This window comes from Hansschlegelia beijingensis (assembly GCF_014196425.1).
Lineage (GTDB): Bacteria > Pseudomonadota > Alphaproteobacteria > Rhizobiales > Methylopilaceae > Methylopila > Methylopila beijingensis.
In genome coordinates this window covers 1,079,229-1,100,019 of the sequence record NZ_JACIDR010000001.1, presented here as the reverse complement: position 1 = coordinate 1,100,019, position 20,791 = coordinate 1,079,229, and the positions used below count along the sequence as shown (strand labels likewise).

Genomic DNA, 20,791 nt, shown 5'->3' with positions numbered 1-20,791 from the left:
TGACTTCCCTCAGTGGCAGGGGAAGCCGATGGCGTGGCGCTGATCGTGCGCGGCGTTGTGGACCGCCGAGATCGAGACGAAGCCCGTGCCGGCGATCAGCATGACGCCGAGCAGCATGGCGGACACGATCGGAAGCGCGCGGGCCTGGACGAGACCTGCCGCGGAGGACCGGGGCAGGGAAGTGGCGTTCGACATAGAGCCTCTCTTGCCCTCCCACCGAGGGCGCTGGCGTTCTTCGTCTCCGGCAGGTCTCCTGGCTCGCGGGTCGCTGCGGTGCGCCGGCCTTCCCGGACCATAGGTCCAGTGGCCTCGATTTGGCGCGCCGCTCGCCGCTCACAGTTGCGGGGGCAGCTCCGGACTCGAGGCTCGCGCCTCCCACCGGATTCCCTTTCAGTCCCTTCCGGGAACCGTGACGAACGCATCACCGTAGCAGACGGGACGTCGCGTCACAATCAGCAGAAGGCTCAGCGGAACGCCCCGGCGATGAGCTCCAGCGGCGACGACGAAGCGCCGACGCCGAGCGCCACGGTCTCCCACAGGAAGATCGCCAGCCCTATCGCGGCGACAGGCACGGCCACGCGGCGCACCAATTCGCCGGTCTTCGTCGCAGCCGGCGTACGCGCCAGATTGAAGAGGACCGTCGCAGCAGCGGCGACGACGATCGCCACCACTGCCCAGTACTGGATGTTGGCGTCGCCGCGCAGGCTGCGGGCATGGCCCAGTCCGACCACGGACAGTTCGATGAGTGTGATGAAGGCGAGCAGGCCGCCGAGAAAGGCGGCGCGTCCGACGGGGCGATCGGCGGACATGACGCTCAGCCGATCTCGCGGAGCACGTCGGCCAGCGTGCCGAACATCTCGTCAATCTGCGCCTCGGACACGATGAGCGGCGGCGACAAGGCGATGATGTCGCCTGTCGTGCGGATCATCAGCCCCTTCTCGAACGCCTTCAGGAAGGCCGAGAAGGCGCGCCGGCTCGGCTCTCCTTCGATCGGCTCAAGCTCGATGGCCGCCACGAGGCCGATGGCGCGGATGTCGATGACGTGCGGAAGGTCCTGCAGCGCGAAAGCCGCATCCTCGAGCTGCTTCTCCATGCGCGCCGCGCGGGTGAGGAGCCCTTCCTCCTGATAGGTGTCGAGCGTGGCGAGCCCCGCGGCGCAGGCGAGCGGATGCCCCGAATAGGTGTAGCCGTGGAACAGCTCGATCATGTGCTCCGGCCCGGACATGAAGGCCTTGTAGATCGCCTCCGACGCTAAGACCGCGCCCATGGGCACGACCCCGTTCGTCACCCCCTTGGCGGTGGTCATGATGTCGGGCGTCACGCCGAAGCGGTCCGAAGCGAAGGGCGCGCCGAGGCGGCCGAAGCCCGTGATGACCTCGTCGAAGATCAGCAGGATTCCGTGGCGGTCGCAGATCGCTCGCAGGCGCTCGAGATAGCCCTGCGGCGGCAGCAGGACGCCGGTCGAGCCCGCCAGGGGCTCCACGATCACCGCCGCGATCGTCTCCGCGCCATGGAGCGCCACGAGACGCTCGAGATCGTCCGCGAGTTCCGCGCCATGCTCCGGCAGGCCGCGGGTGAACGCGTTGCGCGCCGGATCATGCGTGTGGCGCAGGTGGTCGACGCCGGGGAGCCCGAGGCCGAAGGTCCTTCGATTGGCCACCATTCCGCCGACCGAGATGCCGCCGAATCCCACGCCGTGATAGCCGCGCTCGCGACCGATCAGCCGCACTCTCTGGCCCTCGCCCCGCGCCCGGTGGTAGGCGAGGGCGATCTTCAGGGCAGTATCCACGGCCTCCGAGCCTGAGTTCGCGAAGAAGACATGGTCGAGGCCAGCCGGGGCGAGCGCCGCCAGGCGGCTCGCGAACTCGAACGCCTTGGGATGACCCATCTGGAACGCCGGCGCGTAGTCGAGCTCCGCGACCTGCCTCTGAACCGCTTCGACGATCTTCGGCCGACCATGGCCGGCGTTCACGCACCAGAGCCCGGCGGTGCCGTCGAGGATCTTCCGCCCGTCGGCGGCCACGTAATGCATGTCCCGCGCGGACACGAGCATGCGCGGCGCATCCTTGAACTGCCGGTTCGCGGTGAACGGCATCCAGAACGCGTCGAGGTTGTTGGTCGCGGCAGGGCGGAAAGCGGCGACATTGGAGGTAGGCATCAGGCGAAACTCGGTCGGCTTGGAAAGGTGAGGCGAGCGTGCTCACGCGGCTCCGGCAAGGTCAAGCGGACCCACGATTCGCAGGAGCCGGCGAAGGAATCGGCGCTTTGACAGACCGCTCCATGAATTCAACCCGCCGACGACCCCGTTAAACGCCCGGCCGCCGCGATACTCGTGGCATTCCAGTCACAGGGTTAAGCAAAGCCCGTCCACAGGTCGGCCACAATCGCGTTCGCGCTTGCGCACATCAACGCCACGCATATGGTCAGTTTGCGGCGCCGGTTCGGTCGTCGCGGGGTGATCGTCGGGGGTCGGCGGTCTTCTGATGTCAACGTTCGGCCCGAGGGCCGACGCCTGAAGCTGTCGATCTCGGGGGTTGGAGGACAACAATGAAATTGGTCAAGAGCCTGGCGCTGGGCTCCGCTGCTGCCTTCGTGGCGCTCTCGGGGGCGCAGGCCGCCGATCTTCCGGGCGCTGAGCCCGTCGAGTACGTGAAGGTCTGCGACGCCTACGGCGCGGGCTTCTTCTACATCCCCGGCAGCGAGACCTGCCTCCAGATTGGCGGCTTCGCCCGCTTGGACTTCTCGGCAGGCGAGGTCAGCAGGACCATCGCTGGGACCAAGCCGAACAACAACACCGGCTTCCGCGCCCGCGCCCGCCTCTGGTTCGACGCCCGCACCGACACCGAGTACGGCACGCTCCGCACCTACATCCGCGCCCAGTTCCAGCGTCAGTCCGGCGGCAACAACGCCGTGGCGCAGAGCGACATCAACGGCGACGACGCCCTGTTCGACAAGGCCTTCGTGCAGTTCGCGGGCCTGACCGCGGGTCTCACGGACTCCTTCTGGGACTTCAAGCCCTACGCGACTTTCGCCAACCCCTACGTCTCCGACCGCACCCTCGCCCTGATCGGCTACACGGTTGAGTTCGCCCCCGGCTTCTCGGCCAGCATCGCGATCGAAGATGGCACCGCTCGTCGCGCCATCGCGACCACCCCGGGCCAGCCGGGCTTCGTGACCCCGAACTACAACGAGCAGAAGTACCCCGACATCGTCGGCAACCTGCGCGTCCAGCAGGGCTGGGGCGAGGCGCAGCTGTCCGGCTTCGCTCACAACATCACGACCGAGCAGACCGGCGGCGTTCCCGCTGTCCTGACCAACCGCGACACCGCCTGGGGCTATGGCGGCATGGTCGGCGTCAAGATCAACCTGCCGGCTCTCGCCAAGGGCGACTACATCTGGGGTTCGGCGGGCTACTCCTCGGGCTCCCTGTCCTACCTCGGCTTCGGCACCTCGGGCGACGAAGTGCAGGGCATCGCCAACACCCAGAACATCGAGCGCGCCAACCGTCTCGTCGACTTCGAGGTCGGTGCCGGCGGCAAGATCCGCAAGACCGAGGCCTACGCCTTCAACCTCGGCCTGCTGCACTACTGGGATCCGAAGTGGCGCTCGTCCGTCCAGGGCAGCTACATCGACGTCAACGTGAAGAGCGCTGGCAACGATTGGGCCGCCTACACCCTCACCGGCAACCTGATCTGGAGCCCGGTGAAGAAGCTCGATATCGGCGCGGAAGTGAACTACGTGAAGGTCACCAAGCGTTCGTCGACCTACAACCTCCGCGACACGGACGAAGTCATCGGCCGCTTCCGCGTCCAGCGCGACTTCTGATCCAACTATCTGACCACGACTTGAACGGCCCCGCTTCGGCGGGGCCGTTTTCGTTTAGACCCAAGGCCGCTGCGGTTTAGAGTCAGTATAAATTTAAAGAACGCTCCGATGTTGTATATTCGCGACGGAGCGATCGCAAAGCGCCTCAGGACTGTCCTTTCGCCAGCCACGTCGTTGTTTAGCTGCGGATCGGCGTCTAGCGTGCCGTCTAGCGGTTCAAGACGGGGGCCGCAGCAGGACTCCCCGATTTTCACCTGGGACGTCGCGCAGCGGTGGACATAGACCTATGACTTCTGCGATCTCACCCCGCCTCAGGCTGGCGCTCGGCCTATCCGCCTCGGTCCTTTGCTACGGCGCGCTCTCCGCGCCGTCCGCGCTCGCGGCCGAAGACGCTCCGCCGCAGCTGACCGGCGACCTTCTGGAGCGCGAGAAGCTTACCGGTGACTGGGGCGGCGCGCGGAGCAAGCTGCGGGAGGCCGGGGTCGAGGTCGACATCGATCTGACCGCGGATTCTTCCTACAACCTCGGCGGCGGGCTGAAGAAGGGCAAAGGCTTCACGGGCCTCCTCCAGCTCGGCCTGACGCTCGATCTCGAGAAGCTCGTCGGGTGGACCGGGGGCGAGTTCTACGCCGGCGCCTATTTCATCCGCGGACAGGGCATCACGGCCAACGAAACCGGCAACCTGCTGGGCATCTCAAACATCGAGTACCCGCACGCCAATCTGCTGGGCGAGGTCTATCTCAAGCAGACGCTCCTGGACGACAAACTCGTCTTCAAGGTCGGCCAGCTCGCTGCCGACAGCGACTTCATCACCAGCGACACCGCGTCGTTGTTCGTGAACTCGAGCTTCGGCTGGCCGGGGCTGAACGGCGTCGACCTCTACAGCGGCGGGCCGGCCTATCCCGTGCCGACGCCTGGCGTCTACGCATCCTACGCCTTCACGGACGCGTTCAGCGTTCAGGCAGGCCTCTTCAACGGCGATCCGGCCGGCCGCGACAAGGTCAACAAGCACAATCTCGATTTCCCGGTGAACGACGGCGCGTTCGCGATCGGCGAGGCGATCTACAAGGCGGAGATCTCCGGCTTGCCCGGCACCTACAAGGTCGGCGCCTGGTACAACTCGCTGCACTTCGACGATCTGCGACGGGTGGACGGGGCGGGCGCGCCGATCCGGCACAGGGGCTCCTATGCGCTCTATGGCGTGATCGACCAGACTCTCTGGCAGTCCGGGGGCGAGGTCGCGGACCTCAAGAACCCGACGCCTGCCGGTCCGGCCCAGAGCCTTTCGGTCTTCGCCCGGGCCGTCGTGGCGCCGCACAGCGACCGTAACCTGATCGACTACTATTTCGACGGCGGCTTCAACGCGAAGGGCTTCACGCCCGGACGTCCGGACGACGTCTTCGGCGTCGCGGTCGGCTACGCCCACATCAGCAAGGACGCGCAGCGGGCTGACCGGGCTGCGGGCGGCCCGGTGCGCTCCTCGGAGATCGCGATCGAGGCTTCATACCAGGCGAAGGTCACCGGCTGGCTGAACCTCCAGCCCTACTTCCAGTACATCGTCCGCCCCGGCGGGGGCGATCCGGACCCGAACCGGCCGAACCGGCGGCTGAGGGACGCCAAGGTGATCGGCTTCCGGACGCAGGTGGCGTTCTAGGAAAACAAAACGCCCGGCGATCCGCCGGGCGTTTTTCGTGGCGGCAGAACCGGCTCCGCTCAGCGGCCCGCCGTTCTGTCTCCCGGACGCTGGCCCATGTCGCGGTCGATCATCAGCGCCGTGCGGCCGTTCAGCCTCGTGCGGTAGATCTGCGTGTTCTCCATCACCCGCTGCACATAGTTGCGCGTCTCGGCGAAGGGGATCCGCTCGACCCAGTCCACCGGGTCGGTGTCGGGCCGCCGGGGGTCGCCATAACGCTGGATCCACTGGGTGACCCGGCTGGACCCTGCGTTGTAGGCCGCGAACACCATCGGGTAGCTGTCATTGTAGTTGCGGGCGAGTTCGCCGAGATGGGCCGCGCCCAGCTGCGCGTTGAACGCGGCGTCGGCGGTGAGCCGTTTCGCGTCGAACGAAACGCCCGCGTTACGCGCGGTCTTGGCCGCGGTCGTCGGCAGCAGCTGCAGCAGCCCGCGCGCATTGGCGTGGCTCACGGCCTTGGGATTGAAGGCGCTCTCCTGGCGCGCGATCGCGTGCACCACGGGCGCCTCGATCGAGCCCGGCACCGGCTGGAAGCGAGGAATCCCGCCGGTCGGATAGGCGAGAGCGTCGACCGCGAAGCCGTTGTTCAGTCCGGCCTTGCCGACGACGAGCGTCGCGCGAGGATCCTTGTAGCGCTGGGTCAGGGCGCCGAGCAGCACGACTTCGCCTGGCGTCTTGAGGTCCCCGGCGAGCGCCCCGACCAGCGGCAGCGCCAGTTCCTTCTGGTCGGCGCGGTACAGAAGGTCGATCGCACGAACCGAGAGCCTGGCGCCGAAGGTGGCGCGATCCGTGGCGGTGGGGTTCGGCAGAGACCGGATCGGCAGATCCTGCAGCCCGATACGGGCTCGTGCGACCTGGCCGTAGTAGCTCGTCACATGGCGAGCGGCCTTCTCGTAGGCGACGCGCGCGGAGCGCAGGTCGCCCAGCGCCTCGAGCGAGCGCCCTTGCCAATACAGGGCCCGCGAGGCGGTGCCGGGAATCGTGGCCTCGCTCAGGACGGTGGAGAAATGGCGGTGCGCGGTCTTTCCGTCGCCCATCGCGCGGAGCGCGATGAACCCCGCAAGCATGTGCGACTCGACCTTGTCGGTGTCGGACGCGGGCTCGTCGCGCACGAGGACCGCGTAGGCCCCCCGGGCGTCGCCGGCGTCGAGCAGGTCGCGCGCCACGACGCGGCGCTCGACGGACCACGCGTCGGGATCGACGAGCGCGGCGCCGCCGCGGGGCGCCTTGGCGAGCGCCGCCGCGGCCTCGCGGGGCCGTTCGGCGCGTCGTTCGAACTTGGCGACGGCGAACAGGTAGCCAGGGTCGGAGCGCGCCGAGCTCGGCACCGCGGCGAGCGCTGCGGCGGCGTTCGGCAGCTTGCGGATCACCGCCGCGCGGGCCTTGGCGACCGCGACGTAAGCGCCGCCCGCGCGGGCGGCCGCGCGAAGGCCGGCGTCGACCTCATCGGCCAGGAAGCGCTTCTCGGCGCGGGCGCGATGGTCCGCCGCGGTGAAGAACTTCGAGAACGCGGCGTAGGCCTGCCCCTCGAGGGCGCCGCCGAGCTCTTCGTTTCGCCACGCCTCGCGGGAGATCGAAGCCGCCGCCTCCTTGTTGCCGGACGCGAGCAGGGCGCGCGCCAGCGCAAGCTTGCCTTCGGCGCGCTCGGGGCGGCCGTTGGCGGCGAAGAAGCCACGCACCGTGGCCGGAGACACGTTCTCGAGCCACAGCGCTTCTTCGGCGCGCCGCCGCACCCAGCTCGCCATCGGCCAGTCGCGGTGCCCGCGATAGAAGGCGTCGATCTGAGCGAAGCCGATCTGGCGAGACGCCAGGCGGATGCCGAGCCAGTCGAGCAACGCGACTGCGCCCGGGTCGCGGAGCGTGCTCCGCAGGGCTCGCGCGCCGGCGACGTCGCCGCGCTCGAAAGCTGCGATCGCGGCGCGGATCTGGGCGACGTCGCTCGCGGAAACGCTGGCGCTGGGCGCCGAGCGCGAACTCGACGAGATGGCGCCGGTGGTCGTCGTGTCATAGGCGACCACGATTTCAGCCGACGACAATGTGGCGGTCGATGTCGGATCGGCGTCCGCCTCGGCGGCGATGGAATGCGGCGCTGCCGCGAGCAAGCTGAGGACGGCGACTCCGCAACGGAGGGCGTTCAACGCAGACATGGCTCTCTGTCGGGTTCGGGCGCTGGGGGCAGGGATCGGATGGCCCAGTTTCTCCTGATCGACTTTACGAAAGGCTAACCTAAGGGGATGGGCGTGTTGCGCCGCCGCTAACGGAAGTGGGCTTTCCGTCGGCCCTTCGCGCGAGTACAAGTTCGGGCGAACGTGACGACCTCAAGGCGTCGCGGCCCTCCATCGCGGACCCGCTCGCCTCGTTGCTGGTCCTGAGACGACGTCCGGCAATGACCCTCCCCATCTTTCACGGCTCCATCACCGCCCTCGTCACTCCCATGCTGGAGGACGGCTCGCTCGACGAAGCATCGTTCCGTTCGCTGGTCGACTGGCAGATCGCGGAAGGCACGCACGGTCTGGTGCCCATGGGCACCACCGGCGAAAGCCCGACGGTCACGCATGACGAGCATAACGATGTCGTGCGCTGGTGCGTGGAGGAGGCGAAGGGGCGCGTCCCGGTGATCGCGGGGGCGGGATCGAACTCCACGCGGGAGGCGGTGTCGCTCGCCCGGCGCGCCGAGAAGGACGGCGCTGACGGACTGTTGATCGTCACGCCTTACTACAACAAGCCGAGCCAGGCGGGGCTCTACGCGCATTTTCGCGCCGTGGCGGAGGCCACCGGCCTGCCGATCCTGATCTACAACATCCCCGGGCGGTCGGTGATCGACATGTCGGTGGAGACGATGGCGCGGCTTTACGAGCTGCCGAACATCGTGGGCGTCAAGGACGCCACCGCGAACGTCGCGCGGGTCAGCCTCCAGCGCGCCGCGATGGGCCCGGACTTCATCCAGCTCTCGGGCGAGGACGCGACCGCGCTCGGCTTCATGGCGCATGGCGGCCATGGCTGCATCTCCGTGGCCTCCAACGTCGCGCCGGGCCTTTGCGCCGCGTTCCAGGAAGCTTGCATCGCGGGCGATTTCCGTTCCGCGCTCACCTATCAGGACCGGTTGATGCCGCTGCACACGGACCTTTTCTGCGAGACCAATCCCGGCCCGGCGAAGGTCGCGCTCGCGATGCTCGGCCGGTGCTCGGAGGCGATGCGCCTTCCGATGGTGCCCTGCAGCGACGCCGCGCGAACCAAGGTGCGCGCCGCGCTGCTGCACGCCGGGCTGATCTCCGCGGATGAGACGGCCCAGGGCGTCAGGGCCGTCGCGGGCCGTTGAACGGCATGCAGCCATGAACGCGAAGGCGCCGAACCCACGATTCAAGATCGTGGCGGACAACCGCAAGGCCCGCCACAACTACGAGATCGGGGACACGATCGAGGCCGGCATCGCGCTCGTCGGCACCGAGGTGAAGTCGCTGCGGCAGGGCAAGGCCACGATCGGCGAGTCCTACGCGGGCGAGTACAATGGCGAGATGTATCTCTACAACGCCTACATCCCCGAGTACCTGCAGGCCAACCGCTTCAACCACGAGACCAAACGGCCACGGAAGCTGCTGCTGCATCGCAACCAGATCAACAAGCTCAGCGGCGCCGTCACCCGCGAGGGCATGACGGTGGTGCCGCTGAAGATCTATTTCGACGACCGCGGCCGGGCGAAGGTCGAGATCGCGCTCGCGCGCGGCAAGAAGCTCCACGACAAGCGCGAGGCGGACAAGGAGCGGACCTGGAACCGCGACAAGGCCCGGATCATGAGGGACAGGGGCTAGGGACGGGCCGCCATAAGGGCTCCTGCGTCTTCGAGATGCGCCGCGACCCGGCCGAACACCGCCTCGAACATCCCGGTCGTCAGCACGCCCGTGTTCGTGTTGTAGCGGGAGCAGTGATAGCTGTCGAAGAGGCGCAGGCGGCCGAGCGCGTGCTCCGCTCCGTGTCCGAACGGAGCGCCCTTCAGCCTGAAGCCGAGCGCCCGCACCACGCTGTCATGCGCGATCCGGCCGAGCGCCACCACGGCCGCGCCTTCAGCCGCCGCCTGGAGCTCGGGTTCCAGAAAGCTGCGGCATGTGCGGATCTCTGACGGTTCCGGCTTGTTCTGCGGCGGCACGCATCGGACGGCGTTGACGATGCGCGTCTCGACAAGCGCCAGGCCGTCGTCGGGGCGCGCCTCATAGGTTCCGACCGCGAAGCCGAACTTCAGCAGCGTCGCGTACAGCAGGTCGCCGGCGTAGTCGCCGGTGAAGGGGCGGCCCGTCCGGTTGGCCCCGCGAAGGCCGGGCGCAAGGCCTACGATCAGCAGCCGCGGGGAGGGCGGCCCGAAGGAGGCGACGGGCGCATTGTGCCAGTCGGGGAAGCGCGCCCGCTGCTCGTCGCGGAACGCCGCAAGCCGGGGGCACAGCGGGCAGTCGCGCGGAGGCCCGGATGGCGCCGCCCCGGTCATGGCCGACACCAGCCGGCCCGTCACTCGTGGGGCGTCGTGTCGACCGCGGCCTGCCGGCGGGCCTCCCGAGCGACGCGTTCCGCCGGATCGCGCCCGATCTTGGCGGAGAGATCCGCGAGGTCGAGGAAGTGATCCGCGCGCCGCCGAAGATCGTCCGCGATCATCGCGGGTTGGGTCGTCACGGTCGACACGACGGTCACCCGCACGCCGCGACGCTGCATCGCCGCAACCAGGGGAGTGAAGTCGCCGTCGCCCGAGAACAGCACCATGTGATCGAGCTTGTCGGCGAGCTCCAGCGCGTCGATCGCGAGCTCGATGTCGAGATTGCCCTTCACCTTCCGCCGACCCTGAGAGTCGGTGAATTCCTTGATCGGCTTGGTCACGACCGTATAGCCGTTGTAGTCGAGCCAATCGATCAGCGGACGGATCGTGGAGACCTCAAGGTCCTCGGCCAGGGCGGTGTAGTAATAGGCGCGGATCAGATAGCCGCGCCCCTGGAATTCGCGGAGCAGGCGCCGGAAGTCGATGTCGAAGCCTACGCCGCGGGCGGTCGCGTAGAGGTTGGCGCCGTCGATGAAAAGGCCCAGACGCTCATCAGAATAGAACATGTGAGTAGCGGTCTTTCGTAGGGTCCTGGGGAGCGCGACGCCTCGTCCGGCTGACGTCCTGGGGCGAAAGCCGGGCGAAGCGCGCACAGGCGCATGGTCCTTGCCACGGGAACGCTCGCGCGGTAAAGACCGCCTTCATCCCTGCAAATCGCAATGAGAGGAGCGGCGGCCCCATGGCCCGCGTCACTGTCGAGGATTGCATCGACAAGGTCGAGAATCGCTTCGATCTGGTCCTGCTCGCCGGTCACCGCGCCCGGCTCATTTCGGCCGGTCAGCCGATCACGATTGATCGTGACAACGACAAGAATCCCGTCGTCGCTCTGCGTGAGATCGCCGAGGAGACCGTCGCGCCGGACGATCTGCGTGAGGACCTGATCCATTCGCTGCAGAAGTACGTCGAGGTCGACGAGCCCGAGGCCGAGGTCGTTCCGGCGCTCGCCGGCACGGCGGGCCAGCCCGCCGACGACGGCAACGTCGCCTTCGATCGCATGACCGAAGAGGATCTGCTGCGCGGCCTCGAAGGCCTCGTGCCCCCGGCCGAGACCGAAGACGAAGAGTAAGCGCAGGCTGCTCATCGATCGTTCCGAAGCGCCGCCGCGGCTCCCCGCGCGCGGCGCTTTCGCGTCCTGGCCCAGAATTCTTGTGCGCCGCGGCAGCGGTCACGATATTTCCTAGGCCCCGCGCGCTTCGCGCGGCGTCACCTTCGGCGGTCCTCGCCCCATGATGCGGCAATACGAGCTCGTCGAGCGCGTCAAGGCGTACAATCCCAACGCCGACGAGGCGCTCCTGAACCGCGCCTACGTCTACGCCATGAAGGCGCACGGCGCGCAGACCCGCGCCTCCGGCGATCCCTATTTTTCGCACCCGCTCGAAGTCGCCGCGATCCTCACGGATCTCAGGCTGGACGACGCCACGATCGTGGCCGCTCTGCTGCACGACACGATCGAGGACACCGACGCCACACGCGGCGAGATCGACGCGCTGTTCGGCCCGCAGATCGGCGAACTGGTCGAGGGGCTCACGAAGCTCAAGCGGCTGGACCTCGTCACCAAGGAGGCCGCGCAGGCCGAAAACCTGCGGCGGCTTCTGCTCGCGATCGCGGCGGACGTGCGGGTGCTGCTGGTGAAGCTCGCCGACCGGCTTCACAATCTCCGGACGCTGCACTTCGTGCCGCCGGAGAAACGCGCCAGGATCGCGCAGGAGACCCTCGACATCTATGCGCCGCTCGCCGCCCGCATGGGCATGCAGGCGCTGCGCGAGGAGCTCGAGGACATCTGCTTCCGGACGCTTTTCCCGGACGCCTACGACACCATCCTCGGCCGCCTCAACAGGCTGGCCGAACGAAACCTCGACGCGATCGCGGAGATCCAGCGCGAGTTCGAGGCGCGGTTCGAGGCGCTCGGCATCCCGGCCAAGATCACCGGCCGGTCCAAGAAGCCGTATTCCATCTGGCGGAAAATGGAGCGCAAGTCGGTCGCGTTCGAACAGCTCTCCGACATCTTCGGCTTCCGCGTCGTGGTCGGGGACGTGCCGGACTGCTACCGCGCGCTCGGCGCGCTCCACTCCGGCTGGCCGACCGTGCCGGGGCGGTTCAAGGACTACATCTCGACGCCGAAGGCGAACGACTACCGGTCGATCCACACCACGATCGTCGGACCAGGGCATCAGCGGGTCGAGTTGCAGATCCGGACCGAGGCGATGCAGCGGCTGGCGGAGTACGGCATCGCGGCGCATGCGCTCTACAAGGATGCGTCGACCGCCGAGCCGGACAGCTTCGCGCGTGAAAGCCGCGCCTATGGATGGCTCCGTCGAACCGTCGAACTGCTCGCGGAGGGCGACAACCCTGAGGAGTTCCTCGAGCACACCAAGCTCGAGCTGTTCAACGATCAGGTGTTCTGCTTCACGCCGAAGGGGCGGCTGATCGCGCTGCCGCGCGGCGCGACGCCCATCGACTTCGCCTATGCGGTGCACACCAACGTCGGCAACGAGTGCGTCGGCTGCAAGGTGAACGGGCGAAGCGAATCCCTCGTGACGCCTCTGAACAATGGCGACGAGGTCGAGATCATCCGCTCCGAGGCGCAGGTGCCGCCGGCTGCGTGGGAGTCGATCGTCGTCACAGGCAAGGCGCGTTCCGCGATCCGCCGCGCGACCCGGTCGGCGGTGAGAGCGCAGTATGCAGGCCTCGGCCGGCAGATCGTGCAGCGCGCCTTCGAGCGGGCCGGCAAGACGTTCGCTGAGGATCGCCTCAAGGCCTTCCTGCACCGGCTCGCGCGCAACTCGGTGGAAGACGTGCTGGCCGCCGTCGGCCGAGGCGAGATGCACTCGATCGACGTCGTGCGCGCCGTCCATCCGGACGTGAAGGACGACCGCTCCCAGACCTCGCAGGGCGTCCTGGCGCCGGAGAGCGGGTGGTTCGGCCTCGACCACGCCGGCGCCCTGCGGTTCAAGGCCCCGGGCGGGGAGTCAGGAGATGGGACGCTGCCGTCCCTGCCGATCCGGGGCCTGCGCGGCGACCTGCCGGTCCGGTTCGCTCCGGACGGCGGTGCGGTTCCGGGCGACCGCATCGTCGGAATCCTGGACCCAGGGCAGGGCATCACGATCTATCCGATCCAGTCACCGGCCCTCAAAGCGTTCGACGATCAACCCGACCGTTGGCTCGACGTGCGCTGGGACGTCGACTTCTCGAAGCGGGAACGCTTTCCGGTGCGCATCAAGGTGACTTCGATGAACGAGCCTGGATCGCTCGCGCTGATCGCCGGCATCATCAGCAACTACGAAGCGAACATCGACGACGTCCGCATGCTCTCGCGCTCGCCCGATTTCCATGAGATCCGGTTCGACCTTGGAGTGTTCGACGCCAAGCATCTTGGCGCGATCATCTCCGATCTCAGGCAGGCCCCGGTCGTCAGCGACGTCGAGCGGGTCAACGGCTGAGCCTCGCGGCGAAAGGACAACATGGCTGATCACGTCAGACTCGGGGTCAACATCGATCACGTCGCGACGGTGCGGAACGCCCGCGGGGGCGCGCACCCGGATCCGGTTCGATTCGCGCGGCTCGCCGCGGACGCCGGCGCCGACGGCGTCACCGCGCACCTCCGAGAAGACCGCCGTCACATCAGGGACCTCGACATCGACCGCCTCCGCGCCGAGGTCGACAGGCCGCTGAACTTGGAGATGGCCGCGACCGGAGAGATGCTGGCGATCGCGCTCCGCGTGAAGCCGAACGCGGCGTGCCTGGTTCCGGAGAAGCGCGAGGAGCGAACCACCGAAGGCGGGCTCGACGTGGTCGGCCAACGCGCCCAGCTGAGACCGATCGTCGAGCGGCTGGACGCGGCGGGCGTGCGCGTGTCGCTGTTCGTCGAACCCGATTTCGCAGCGCTGGAGGTCTCGGCGGAGCTCGGGGCCGCGATCGTCGAGCTGCACACCGGCTCGTGGTGCGAGGCGCTCGTGGCCGAGCAGACGGACCGCGCGGCGCGGGAGTTCGAGCGGCTCGCCAACGCAGCCGCGCGCGCGGCGCAGCTCGGCCTCGAGGTCCACGCCGGCCATGGCCTCGACTACGGCAGCGCGGAGACGATCGCGGGATTGCCCGAAATCGCGGAGCTGAACATCGGCCACTTCCTCATCGGCGAGGCGCTGGCGGTGGGGCTTCCGGAAGCTGTCCGGACGATGAAAGACGCTATCGCGCGGGGTCGGCGGAGGGCTGCGGCATGATCCTCGGGATCGGAAACGACCTCTGCGACGTCCGCCGCATCGAGCGCACCCTCGAGCGGTTCGGCGAACGCTTCCTGCAAAGGGTGTTCACCGACGTCGAGCGCAAGCGCGCCTTCGCCAAGGGCGCCCCGGCCGCGACGCTCGCGAAGCGCTTCGCGGCCAAGGAGGCCTGCGCCAAGGCGCTCGGCACCGGCTTCCGCAACGGCACCTTCTGGCGCGACATGGGCGTGGTCAATCTTCCCTCCGGCCGTCCCACTCTGGCGCTGACCGGAGGCGCCAGGGAGCACCTCGAGCGGCTGACGCCGCCGGGCTACGAGGCGCGCATCGATCTGACCCTCACGGACGAGGAGCCGCTGGCGGCGGCGGTCGTCGTCATCAGCGCAAGCCCGAAGGCGTGAACGGAGCGACGTCCCGCCTCGATTGCCACCCGGCGGCGCGGGGTCTATCACGCCTTCGCGTCGCAAGACGGCGCCCATTCCAGACGAGACGGCGATGAGCGCGACGACAGAAAAGAAGCAAGCCGCCGAGGGCGGCTTCGCCGAGATCGTCAAGATCTGCGCTCAGGCGCTGCTGATCGCCGTCGTGATCAGGACGCTGATCTTCCAGCCCTTCAACATTCCTTCCGGATCGATGGAGGACACGCTTCTCGTCGGCGACTACCTGTTCGTGAACAAGTTCGCCTACGGCTACAGCCATCATTCGCTGCCGTTCAGTCCGCCGATCTTCTCGGACCGTGTGTTCGGGGCGCTCCCCAAGCGGGGCGACATCGCGGTGTTCAAGGTGTGGGTGCCGCAGGACGGCTGGACCGACTACATCAAGCGGGTGATCGGACTGCCGGGCGACCGGATCCAGATGATCGACGGCGTGCTTCACATCAACGGCAAGCCGGTGCCGAAGGTCCGGCTGCCGGAGGATTACGTCGAAGGCGAGGGCGGAGCCGCCCGCCGCATCCCGCGTTACCGTGAGACCCTCGACAATGGCGTGTCCTACGATGTGCTGGACATGGACCCCAACGGCTTCTTGGACAACACGCCGGTCTATGAGGTGCCTGAAGGCCACCTCTTCATGATGGGCGACAACCGCGACAACTCCACCGACAGCCGTGTCCAGTCGGCCGTCGGCTACGTGCCGGTCGAGAACCTGGTCGGCCGCGCCGAGATCCTGTTCTTCTCGGTCGAGAGGGGCGAGCACGCCTGGGCCTTCTGGAAATGGCCCTGGAGCGTGCGCTGGTCGCGGATCGGAACGCTGCTCGAATGAAGCGGCCCGCCGTCGCGCGCCAGGAGCTCGAGGCGCGTCTGGGCCATGTCTTCGCCGATCCCTCGCTTCTCGACCGGGCGCTGACGCATATCAGCGCCGCCAAATCATCCGAGGGGCGGCTGGGGAGCTACCAGCGGCTCGAGTTTCTCGGCGACCGCGTGCTCGGCCTGGCGATCTCGTCGATGCTGATCGCGGAGTTTCCGAGGGCTGACGAGGGCGAGCTTTCCCGCCGGCTGGCGGAGCTCGTGCGGGCGGAGGCCTGCGCTGAAGTGGCCGACGCGATGAACGTCGGTCCTCACATCAGGCTGGGGCAGGGCGAGGCGAGCTCCGGCGGGCGGAAGAAGATCGCCATCCTGTCGGATGTCTGCGAGGCTGTGATCGGAGCGGTCCATCTCGACGGCGGGTACGAGCCGGCGGCCGCGCTGGTCGAGCGGTTCTGGCGTCCCCGCATGCTGGCGCCGCGCCGTCCCCTCCGGGATCCGAAGACCGAGTTGCAGGAATGGGCGCAGGGCCGCGGATTGGCGACGCCCAGCTACCGAGAGATCGAACGGTCGGGACCCGACCACAACCCGCAATTCCGCGTCGCCGTCCTCGTCGAGGGACTTGCGGAAGCGGAAGGCGAGGGCCCATCGAAGCGGATCGCCGAACAGGCGGCCGCTCGTGCGCTCCTCGTCAAGGAAGGCAAGCTGCCAGGGAATGTCGAATGAGTGACAAGGAGAGAGCGCAGGCCGAGGAGGGGGCGACACGTTGCGGCTTCGTCGCGCTCGTGGGCGCGCCGAACGCCGGGAAGTCCACCCTGGTGAACCAGCTTGTGGGGACCAAGGTCTCGATCGTCAGCCACAAGGTGCAGACCACGCGCGCGCTGGTGCGCGGCCTGGTCATCGAAAACGGCGCCCAGGTGGTGTTCGTCGACACGCCAGGCATCTTCCCGCCGAAGCGTCGGCTCGACCGGGCGATGGTCAGCACCGCGTGGAGCGGCGCCACCGACGCCGACGTGATCGCGCTGCTGATCGACGCCCGCAAGGGGTTGGATGAGGCCAACGTCGCCATCCTCGACAAGCTGGCGGAGGCCCCTCGGCGGAAAATCCTGTTGCTCAACAAGATCGACCTCGTGCGCCGCGAGACCCTGCTGGCCCTCGCGCAGGAGGCGACGGCGCGGGTGGGCTTCGACCGGGTCTTCATGGTCTCGGCTCTGACCGGCGACGGCGTGCGCGACGTGGTCGCCTATCTGGCGGACGAGATGCCGGCCGGGCCCTGGCTCTATCCGGCCGACGACGTCTCCGATCTCCCGCTGCGCGTTCTCGCCGCCGAGATCACCCGGGAGAAGCTGTTCGCCCGGCTGCACGACGAACTGCCCTACGCCTCCACGGTCGAGACCGAGAAGTGGGAGACGCGCAAGGACGGCTCCGTTCGAATCGAACAGACGATCTATGTCGAGCGCGAGACCCAGAAGCGGATCGTCATCGGGAAGGGCGGCCAGACCGTGAAGCAGATCTCGACCGAAGCGCGGAAGGAGATCTCGGAAATCATCGACGCCGAGGCTCACCTCTTCCTGTTCGTGAAGGTGCGCGAGAACTGGGCGGACGATCCCGAGCGTTATCGCGAGATGGGACTCGATTTTCCCAAGTCGTGACGGATCACGCGTCAAAAGCGGAGGCGGGCGCGTCTCCGCCTTGATCTGGCGGCAATCGTCAGTGAAATTCCTGCCCTCCATCTGAGGCTTCGGCGCTCGGACGACGCCTGCGGGCCGCGCGGGCGCGCGATGCGTCACGCCCTGAGATATGTCGGGGGACATGGAAAACATAACCATCGTCAACGCGGTTCTGCTGTTCGGCTCCGCGCTGATGCTGGTCGGCATCCTGTCGTCGCTCGTCGCTTCGCGCTTCGGAGCGCCGCTGCTGCTCGTCTTCCTCGTCATCGGAATGGCCACCGGCCAGGACGGGCCCGGCGGGGTCGCCTTCGACAATTATCGGCTCACCTACCTCATCGGTTCGCTGGCGCTCGCGATCATCCTGTTCGACGGCGGACTCCGCACGCGCCTGTCCCACATCACAGGCGCCGTGGCGCCCGCCGTGACGCTCGCCACCTTGGGGGTCGTGCTCACCACGGGCATCGTGGGCTCGTTCGCCGCCTGGGCGCTCGACCTCACCTTGCTCCAGGGGCTGCTGGTCGGCGCGACGGTGGCGTCGACCGACGCCGCCGCCGTGTTCTTCCTGATCAGGTCGAGCGGCCTGCAGCTTCAGCGGCGGGTCAATGCGACCCTGGAGATCGAGTCGAGCACGAACGATCCGATCGCCGTCTTCCTGACGGTGATGCTCGTGGGACTGGTCTCGGCGGGGGGCGGGGACACCGGTCTGTCGATCTTCGGCCACTTCCTCCAGGAGGCAGCGATCGGAGGAGCGGCCGGCGTCGCGGGCGGCTTCGCGCTCGCTTTCGTGCTCAACAAGGTCGAGCTTCCCTCTGGCCTGCATCCGCTGTTCGTGGTTGCGAGCGCGGTCGCGCTTTTCTCGCTCGCAGCGGTGCTTCATGGCTCGGGCTTTCTGGCCGTCTATCTGGCGGGAATCGTCGTCGGCAACCGGAAGGTGAGAGCGCTGCCGAGCATCATCGCCTTCCACGACACCGCCACCTGGCTCTGCCAGATCGTCATGTTCATCGTGCTCGGCATGCTGGTGACGCCTTCGCAGCTGCTGCCGGCGGTGCCGTCCGCGATCGCGATCGCCCTGGTGCTGATCTTCATCGGTCGACCGGCGGCGGTCGCAATATGTCTCGCGCCTTTCGGCTTCTCTCGTCGCGAGATGACCTTCGTCGGCTGGGTCGGGCTGCGCGGCGCCGTCTCGATCTTCCTGGCGGCGATCCCGACGCTCGCCCAGGCGCCGAACGCCCAGATCTATTTCAACGTCGCGTTCGTGGTGGTGATCATCTCCCTGATCGTGCAGGGCTGGACGATCCCGCCGCTCGCGCGCCGGCTGAACCTCGCGGTCCGCCAGACGCTCCGCACCGTCAACAGGGTCGAGATCGACCTTCCGGGCCAGCTCGCGCAGGAGATGGTCGGCTACGCCGTGACGCCGAACTGCCCGATCCTGGCGCGAGACTCGGTGCCTCGCTGGGCGCGGCCCATCATGGTCGTGCGCGCGAACGAGATCCTCGACCCCGCGGAGGCGGGCAGCCTCAAGCCCGGCGACTATGGCTACTTCCTCGCTGCCCCCGAGCGGGTGGCGGAACTGGACGGGCTCTTCACGTCGACCGAAGCTGGACGTGCGCGTCCGGCCCTCGGCGAGTTTCCGCTGCGGGGCGACGCGCCGCTCGCCACGCTGGCTGAACTCTACGGTCTGGAAGTTCCGGCGGAGGAGCGCGACCGCACGGTGGCGGACTTCTTCGCGAGCCGCTTCGAGAGCCGGCCCGAACTCGGCGACGTCGCCGAGTTCGGGCCCGCCACCCTCATCGTTCGTGGCGTCGACGAAGGCCGCGTAATCCGGGCCGGACTGAGGCTCGAGGACGAGGAGGAACCCTCCTCGCCGCCCCCCTCAGGCGGCGCCGGCCGACGCGGCCCCAAGCGACCGCTGGCGCGCGCCGCAGGCCGCCTCAGAGACAGCCTCAGCCGGGCCGCGTAACGGATCGGAAACCATGGTTGGCTACTCTCGCGGCATGATCGTCCGCACCCGTTGGCGCATGGCCGCCGCACAGCTCTCCTTGTGGATCGTCGCCGCAGGCGCGGTCAGCTATTTCGGCCAGCAGGCTTATGTCGGCGCTCATGGGCTCGTCGCGAGCCGCTCGACCGAGATCGAGGTCCAGCAGCTCACCGCCGAACTCGCGGCGGTGAAGGCCGACCGCGCGGCGATCGAACACCGGATAGACCTGCTCAGCACCGACCGGCTCGACCCCGATCTCCTCGACGAGCGGGCGCGGGCGGATCTCGGCTGGCTGCGGCGGGATGACCGGGTGATCCAGGCGCACTGAGCGCATGGGCGGAATCTCCGCCGCCCCCTTGCTACTTTCGTCGATCATCTGTCACATCGGCGATGGAAGCCGCTCGCGAGGACGCGTCTCGCCTTCGTCGTGCCCGCGCGGTAGCTTCCTCAGAAAATAAGAGGAAAAAGCCAGGGACCCTGATGGCAGCCACAGCCGCCAAGAAGCAGCCGCCGAAGCGCGAAAGCGCCTCCGAGGCCGCGAAATCCACCAGTTCGGCGCAGCCGGAAGCCCATGGCGCCGCCGATGCGGCCGTGACCTTCTCGAAGGAGGAGGAGCTGCACGCGCATCGCGAGATGCTGCTGATTCGCCGCTTCGAGGAAAAGGCCGGCCAGCTCTACGGAATGGGTCTGATCGGCGGCTTCTGCCACCTCTACATCGGGCAGGAAGCGGTCGTCATCGGAATGCAGATGGCGCTGACGCCGGGCGACCAGGTGATCACCGGCTACCGCGACCACGGCCATATGCTCGCCTGCGAGATGGACCCGAAGGGCGTCATGGCGGAGCTCACCGGGCGCCGCAGCGGCTACTCCAAGGGCAAGGGCGGCTCCATGCACATGTTCAGCGTGGAGAAGCATTTCTACGGCGGCCACGGCATCGTGGGCGCGCAGGTCTCCCTTGGCACCGGACTGGCGTTCGCCAACAAGTACCGCAAGAACGGCAAGGTCACGCTGGCCTATTTCGGCGACGGCGCCACCAACCAGGGCCAGGTCTACGAGAGCTTCAACATGGCGAAGCTCTGGAAACTGCCGATCGTCTACGTGATCGAGAACAACAAGTACGGGATGGGGACCTCCGTCGAGCGGGCTTCCTCCACGACCAACCTGTCCCACCGCGGCGCGAGCTTCGACATACCGGGCGAGCAGGTCGACGGCATGGACGTGCGCGCCGTGAAGGCCGCCGGCGAACGGGCGGTGCGCCATGCCCGGGAGGGGAACGGCCCCTATATCCTCGAGATGATCACCTACCGCTATCGCGGCCACTCCATGTCCGATCCGGCGAAATACCGCTCGAAGGAGGAGGTGCAGAAGATGCGGGAGACGCACGACCCGATCGAGCAGATTCGCAAGCGCCTGATCGAGGAAGGTCACGCCAGCGAGGACGACCTCAAGGCGGTCGACAAGGAGGTGCGTGACATCGTCAACGCCGCCGCCGAGTTCGCGAGCTCCGATCCGGAGCCTGACCCCTCCGAACTGTGGACCGACGTCCTGCGCTGACCGGCGCCGCCGCCTCACGAGGCGGCCGATGACAAGA

At 67.9% G+C, this 20,791-nt stretch carries 20 protein-coding genes and 1 riboswitch; of the genes, 14 read left to right on the top strand and 6 right to left on the bottom strand.

The annotated features are described in order from the left end of the window. Positions 1-9: 9 nt before the first annotated feature. From GGR24_RS05135 to aptA, 3 genes are all read right to left on the bottom strand, one after another. Positions 10-195: a CbtB domain-containing protein gene (locus GGR24_RS05135; protein WP_183394163.1), complete on the bottom strand. Its 186-nt coding sequence runs from the start codon at positions 193-195 to the stop codon at positions 10-12. A gap of 31 nt (positions 196-226) precedes the next feature. Next, a riboswitch (cobalamin riboswitch) is annotated at positions 227-427 on the bottom strand. A 37-nt stretch (positions 428-464) separates the two neighbouring features. After that, positions 465-809 carry a hypothetical protein gene (locus GGR24_RS05130; protein ID WP_183394162.1) on the bottom strand — a complete coding sequence of 115 codons (345 nt, stop codon included), beginning with the start codon at positions 807-809 and terminating at the stop codon, positions 465-467. A gap of 5 nt (positions 810-814) precedes the next feature. Beyond that, positions 815-2,158, bottom strand: coding sequence for an omega-aminotransferase AptA (gene aptA / locus GGR24_RS05125; RefSeq protein ID WP_183394161.1), 1,344 nt, complete (start codon positions 2,156-2,158; stop codon positions 815-817). Between the two features lie 389 nt (positions 2,159-2,547). Here aptA and GGR24_RS05120 point away from each other — a divergent pair, with 389 nt between their 5' ends. Further along, entirely contained in the window at positions 2,548-3,825 is a 1,278-nt protein-coding gene (locus tag GGR24_RS05120; RefSeq protein WP_183394160.1) for a porin, read from the top strand. Positions 3,826-4,111: 286 nt separating this feature from the next. After that, positions 4,112-5,479: a carbohydrate porin gene (locus tag GGR24_RS05115; protein WP_183394159.1), complete on the top strand. Its 1,368-nt coding sequence runs from the start codon at positions 4,112-4,114 to the stop codon at positions 5,477-5,479. 59 nt (positions 5,480-5,538) lie between these two features. Here GGR24_RS05115 and GGR24_RS05110 read toward each other — a convergent pair whose 3' ends face one another. Next, positions 5,539-7,620, bottom strand: a complete 2,082-nt coding sequence (locus GGR24_RS05110) for a lytic transglycosylase domain-containing protein (RefSeq protein WP_246397937.1) — start codon at positions 7,618-7,620, stop codon at positions 5,539-5,541. Positions 7,621-7,904: 284 nt separating this feature from the next. Here GGR24_RS05110 and dapA point away from each other — a divergent pair, with 284 nt between their 5' ends. Further along, the gene (gene dapA, locus GGR24_RS05105) at positions 7,905-8,837 is read left to right on the top strand and encodes a 4-hydroxy-tetrahydrodipicolinate synthase (protein ID WP_183394157.1); all 933 of its coding nucleotides are present in this window, start codon (positions 7,905-7,907) and stop codon (positions 8,835-8,837) included. Positions 8,838-8,850: 13 nt separating this feature from the next. Continuing rightward, a complete protein-coding gene (smpB, locus tag GGR24_RS05100) occupies positions 8,851-9,327 on the top strand; it encodes an SsrA-binding protein SmpB (RefSeq protein ID WP_183394156.1) in 477 nt (158 codons plus the stop codon). Here the strand turns inward: smpB and GGR24_RS05095 are convergent. Beyond that, positions 9,324-9,995, bottom strand: a complete 672-nt coding sequence (locus tag GGR24_RS05095) for a uracil-DNA glycosylase (RefSeq protein ID WP_183394494.1) — start codon at positions 9,993-9,995, stop codon at positions 9,324-9,326. The two genes, smpB and GGR24_RS05095, sit on opposite strands and share 4 nt — an antisense overlap. A 20-nt stretch (positions 9,996-10,015) precedes the next feature. Continuing rightward, positions 10,016-10,603, bottom strand: a complete 588-nt coding sequence (locus GGR24_RS05090; RefSeq protein ID WP_183394155.1) for a LabA-like NYN domain-containing protein — start codon at positions 10,601-10,603, stop codon at positions 10,016-10,018. Between the two features lie 173 nt (positions 10,604-10,776). Here GGR24_RS05090 and rpoZ point away from each other — a divergent pair, with 173 nt between their 5' ends. The 10 genes from rpoZ (at position 10,777) to pdhA (ending at position 20,754) form a co-directional block, all read left to right on the top strand. Next, complete coding sequence (rpoZ, locus tag GGR24_RS05085; protein ID WP_183394154.1) at positions 10,777-11,163, top strand: DNA-directed RNA polymerase subunit omega; 387 nt, start codon at positions 10,777-10,779, stop codon at positions 11,161-11,163. 160 nt (positions 11,164-11,323) lie between these two features. After that, a complete protein-coding gene (locus GGR24_RS05080) occupies positions 11,324-13,537 on the top strand; it encodes a RelA/SpoT family protein (protein ID WP_183394153.1) in 2,214 nt (737 codons plus the stop codon). 21 nt (positions 13,538-13,558) lie between these two features. Beyond that, on the top strand, positions 13,559-14,314 hold the full coding sequence (locus tag GGR24_RS05075; protein ID WP_183394152.1) for a pyridoxine 5'-phosphate synthase: 756 nt from the start codon (positions 13,559-13,561) through the stop codon (positions 14,312-14,314). Beyond that, entirely contained in the window at positions 14,311-14,712 is a 402-nt protein-coding gene (acpS, locus tag GGR24_RS05070; RefSeq protein ID WP_183394151.1) for a holo-ACP synthase, read from the top strand. Before GGR24_RS05075 ends, acpS begins: the two co-directional genes overlap by 4 nt. 94 nt (positions 14,713-14,806) lie before the next feature. Further along, positions 14,807-15,571, top strand: coding sequence for a signal peptidase I (gene lepB / locus GGR24_RS05065; protein WP_183394150.1), 765 nt, complete (start codon positions 14,807-14,809; stop codon positions 15,569-15,571). Continuing rightward, positions 15,568-16,278, top strand: coding sequence for a ribonuclease III (gene rnc, locus GGR24_RS05060; protein ID WP_183394149.1), 711 nt, complete (start codon positions 15,568-15,570; stop codon positions 16,276-16,278). Before lepB ends, rnc begins: the two co-directional genes overlap by 4 nt. Then, entirely contained in the window at positions 16,275-17,204 is a 930-nt protein-coding gene (gene era, locus GGR24_RS05055; RefSeq protein ID WP_183394148.1) for a GTPase Era, read from the top strand. The genes rnc and era overlap by 4 nt, the downstream gene beginning before the upstream one ends. 160 nt (positions 17,205-17,364) lie before the next feature. Continuing rightward, positions 17,365-19,182 (top strand): potassium/proton antiporter, encoded by a 1,818-nt coding sequence (locus GGR24_RS05050; protein WP_183394147.1) that lies wholly within the window; start codon positions 17,365-17,367, stop codon positions 19,180-19,182. 13 nt (positions 19,183-19,195) lie between these two features. Continuing rightward, the gene (locus GGR24_RS05045) at positions 19,196-19,528 is read left to right on the top strand and encodes an FtsB family cell division protein (protein ID WP_246397936.1); all 333 of its coding nucleotides are present in this window, start codon (positions 19,196-19,198) and stop codon (positions 19,526-19,528) included. 152 nt (positions 19,529-19,680) lie between these two features. Beyond that, positions 19,681-20,754, top strand: coding sequence for a pyruvate dehydrogenase (acetyl-transferring) E1 component subunit alpha (pdhA, locus tag GGR24_RS05040; protein ID WP_183394146.1), 1,074 nt, complete (start codon positions 19,681-19,683; stop codon positions 20,752-20,754). The last annotated feature ends 37 nt before the right edge of the window (positions 20,755-20,791 follow it).

What these genes read in the sequence shown, in the direction of transcription:
- GGR24_RS05090 (WP_183394155.1), bottom strand. Translation starts at nt 10,603, where the DNA reads ATGTTCTATTCTGATGAGCGTCTGGGCCTTTTCATCGACGGCGCCAAC.
- rpoZ (WP_183394154.1), top strand. Translation starts at nt 10,777, where the DNA reads ATGGCCCGCGTCACTGTCGAGGATTGCATCGACAAGGTCGAGAATCGC.
- acpS (WP_183394151.1), top strand. Translation starts at nt 14,311, where the DNA reads ATGATCCTCGGGATCGGAAACGACCTCTGCGACGTCCGCCGCATCGAG.
- lepB (WP_183394150.1), top strand. Translation starts at nt 14,807, where the DNA reads ATGAGCGCGACGACAGAAAAGAAGCAAGCCGCCGAGGGCGGCTTCGCC.
- GGR24_RS05130 (WP_183394162.1), bottom strand. Translation starts at nt 809, where the DNA reads ATGTCCGCCGATCGCCCCGTCGGACGCGCCGCCTTTCTCGGCGGCCTG.
- dapA (WP_183394157.1), top strand. Translation starts at nt 7,905, where the DNA reads ATGACCCTCCCCATCTTTCACGGCTCCATCACCGCCCTCGTCACTCCC.
- GGR24_RS05080 (WP_183394153.1), top strand. Translation starts at nt 11,324, where the DNA reads ATGATGCGGCAATACGAGCTCGTCGAGCGCGTCAAGGCGTACAATCCC.
- GGR24_RS05095 (WP_183394494.1), bottom strand. Translation starts at nt 9,995, where the DNA reads ATGACCGGGGCGGCGCCATCCGGGCCTCCGCGCGACTGCCCGCTGTGC.
- GGR24_RS05045 (WP_246397936.1), top strand. Translation starts at nt 19,196, where the DNA reads ATGGTTGGCTACTCTCGCGGCATGATCGTCCGCACCCGTTGGCGCATG.
- rnc (WP_183394149.1), top strand. Translation starts at nt 15,568, where the DNA reads ATGAAGCGGCCCGCCGTCGCGCGCCAGGAGCTCGAGGCGCGTCTGGGC.
- GGR24_RS05120 (WP_183394160.1), top strand. Translation starts at nt 2,548, where the DNA reads ATGAAATTGGTCAAGAGCCTGGCGCTGGGCTCCGCTGCTGCCTTCGTG.
- GGR24_RS05050 (WP_183394147.1), top strand. Translation starts at nt 17,365, where the DNA reads ATGGAAAACATAACCATCGTCAACGCGGTTCTGCTGTTCGGCTCCGCG.
- GGR24_RS05115 (WP_183394159.1), top strand. Translation starts at nt 4,112, where the DNA reads ATGACTTCTGCGATCTCACCCCGCCTCAGGCTGGCGCTCGGCCTATCC.
- GGR24_RS05135 (WP_183394163.1), bottom strand. Translation starts at nt 195, where the DNA reads ATGTCGAACGCCACTTCCCTGCCCCGGTCCTCCGCGGCAGGTCTCGTC.
- GGR24_RS05075 (WP_183394152.1), top strand. Translation starts at nt 13,559, where the DNA reads ATGGCTGATCACGTCAGACTCGGGGTCAACATCGATCACGTCGCGACG.
- aptA (WP_183394161.1), bottom strand. Translation starts at nt 2,158, where the DNA reads ATGCCTACCTCCAATGTCGCCGCTTTCCGCCCTGCCGCGACCAACAAC.
- era (WP_183394148.1), top strand. Translation starts at nt 16,275, where the DNA reads ATGAGTGACAAGGAGAGAGCGCAGGCCGAGGAGGGGGCGACACGTTGC.
- pdhA (WP_183394146.1), top strand. Translation starts at nt 19,681, where the DNA reads ATGGCAGCCACAGCCGCCAAGAAGCAGCCGCCGAAGCGCGAAAGCGCC.
- smpB (WP_183394156.1), top strand. Translation starts at nt 8,851, where the DNA reads ATGAACGCGAAGGCGCCGAACCCACGATTCAAGATCGTGGCGGACAAC.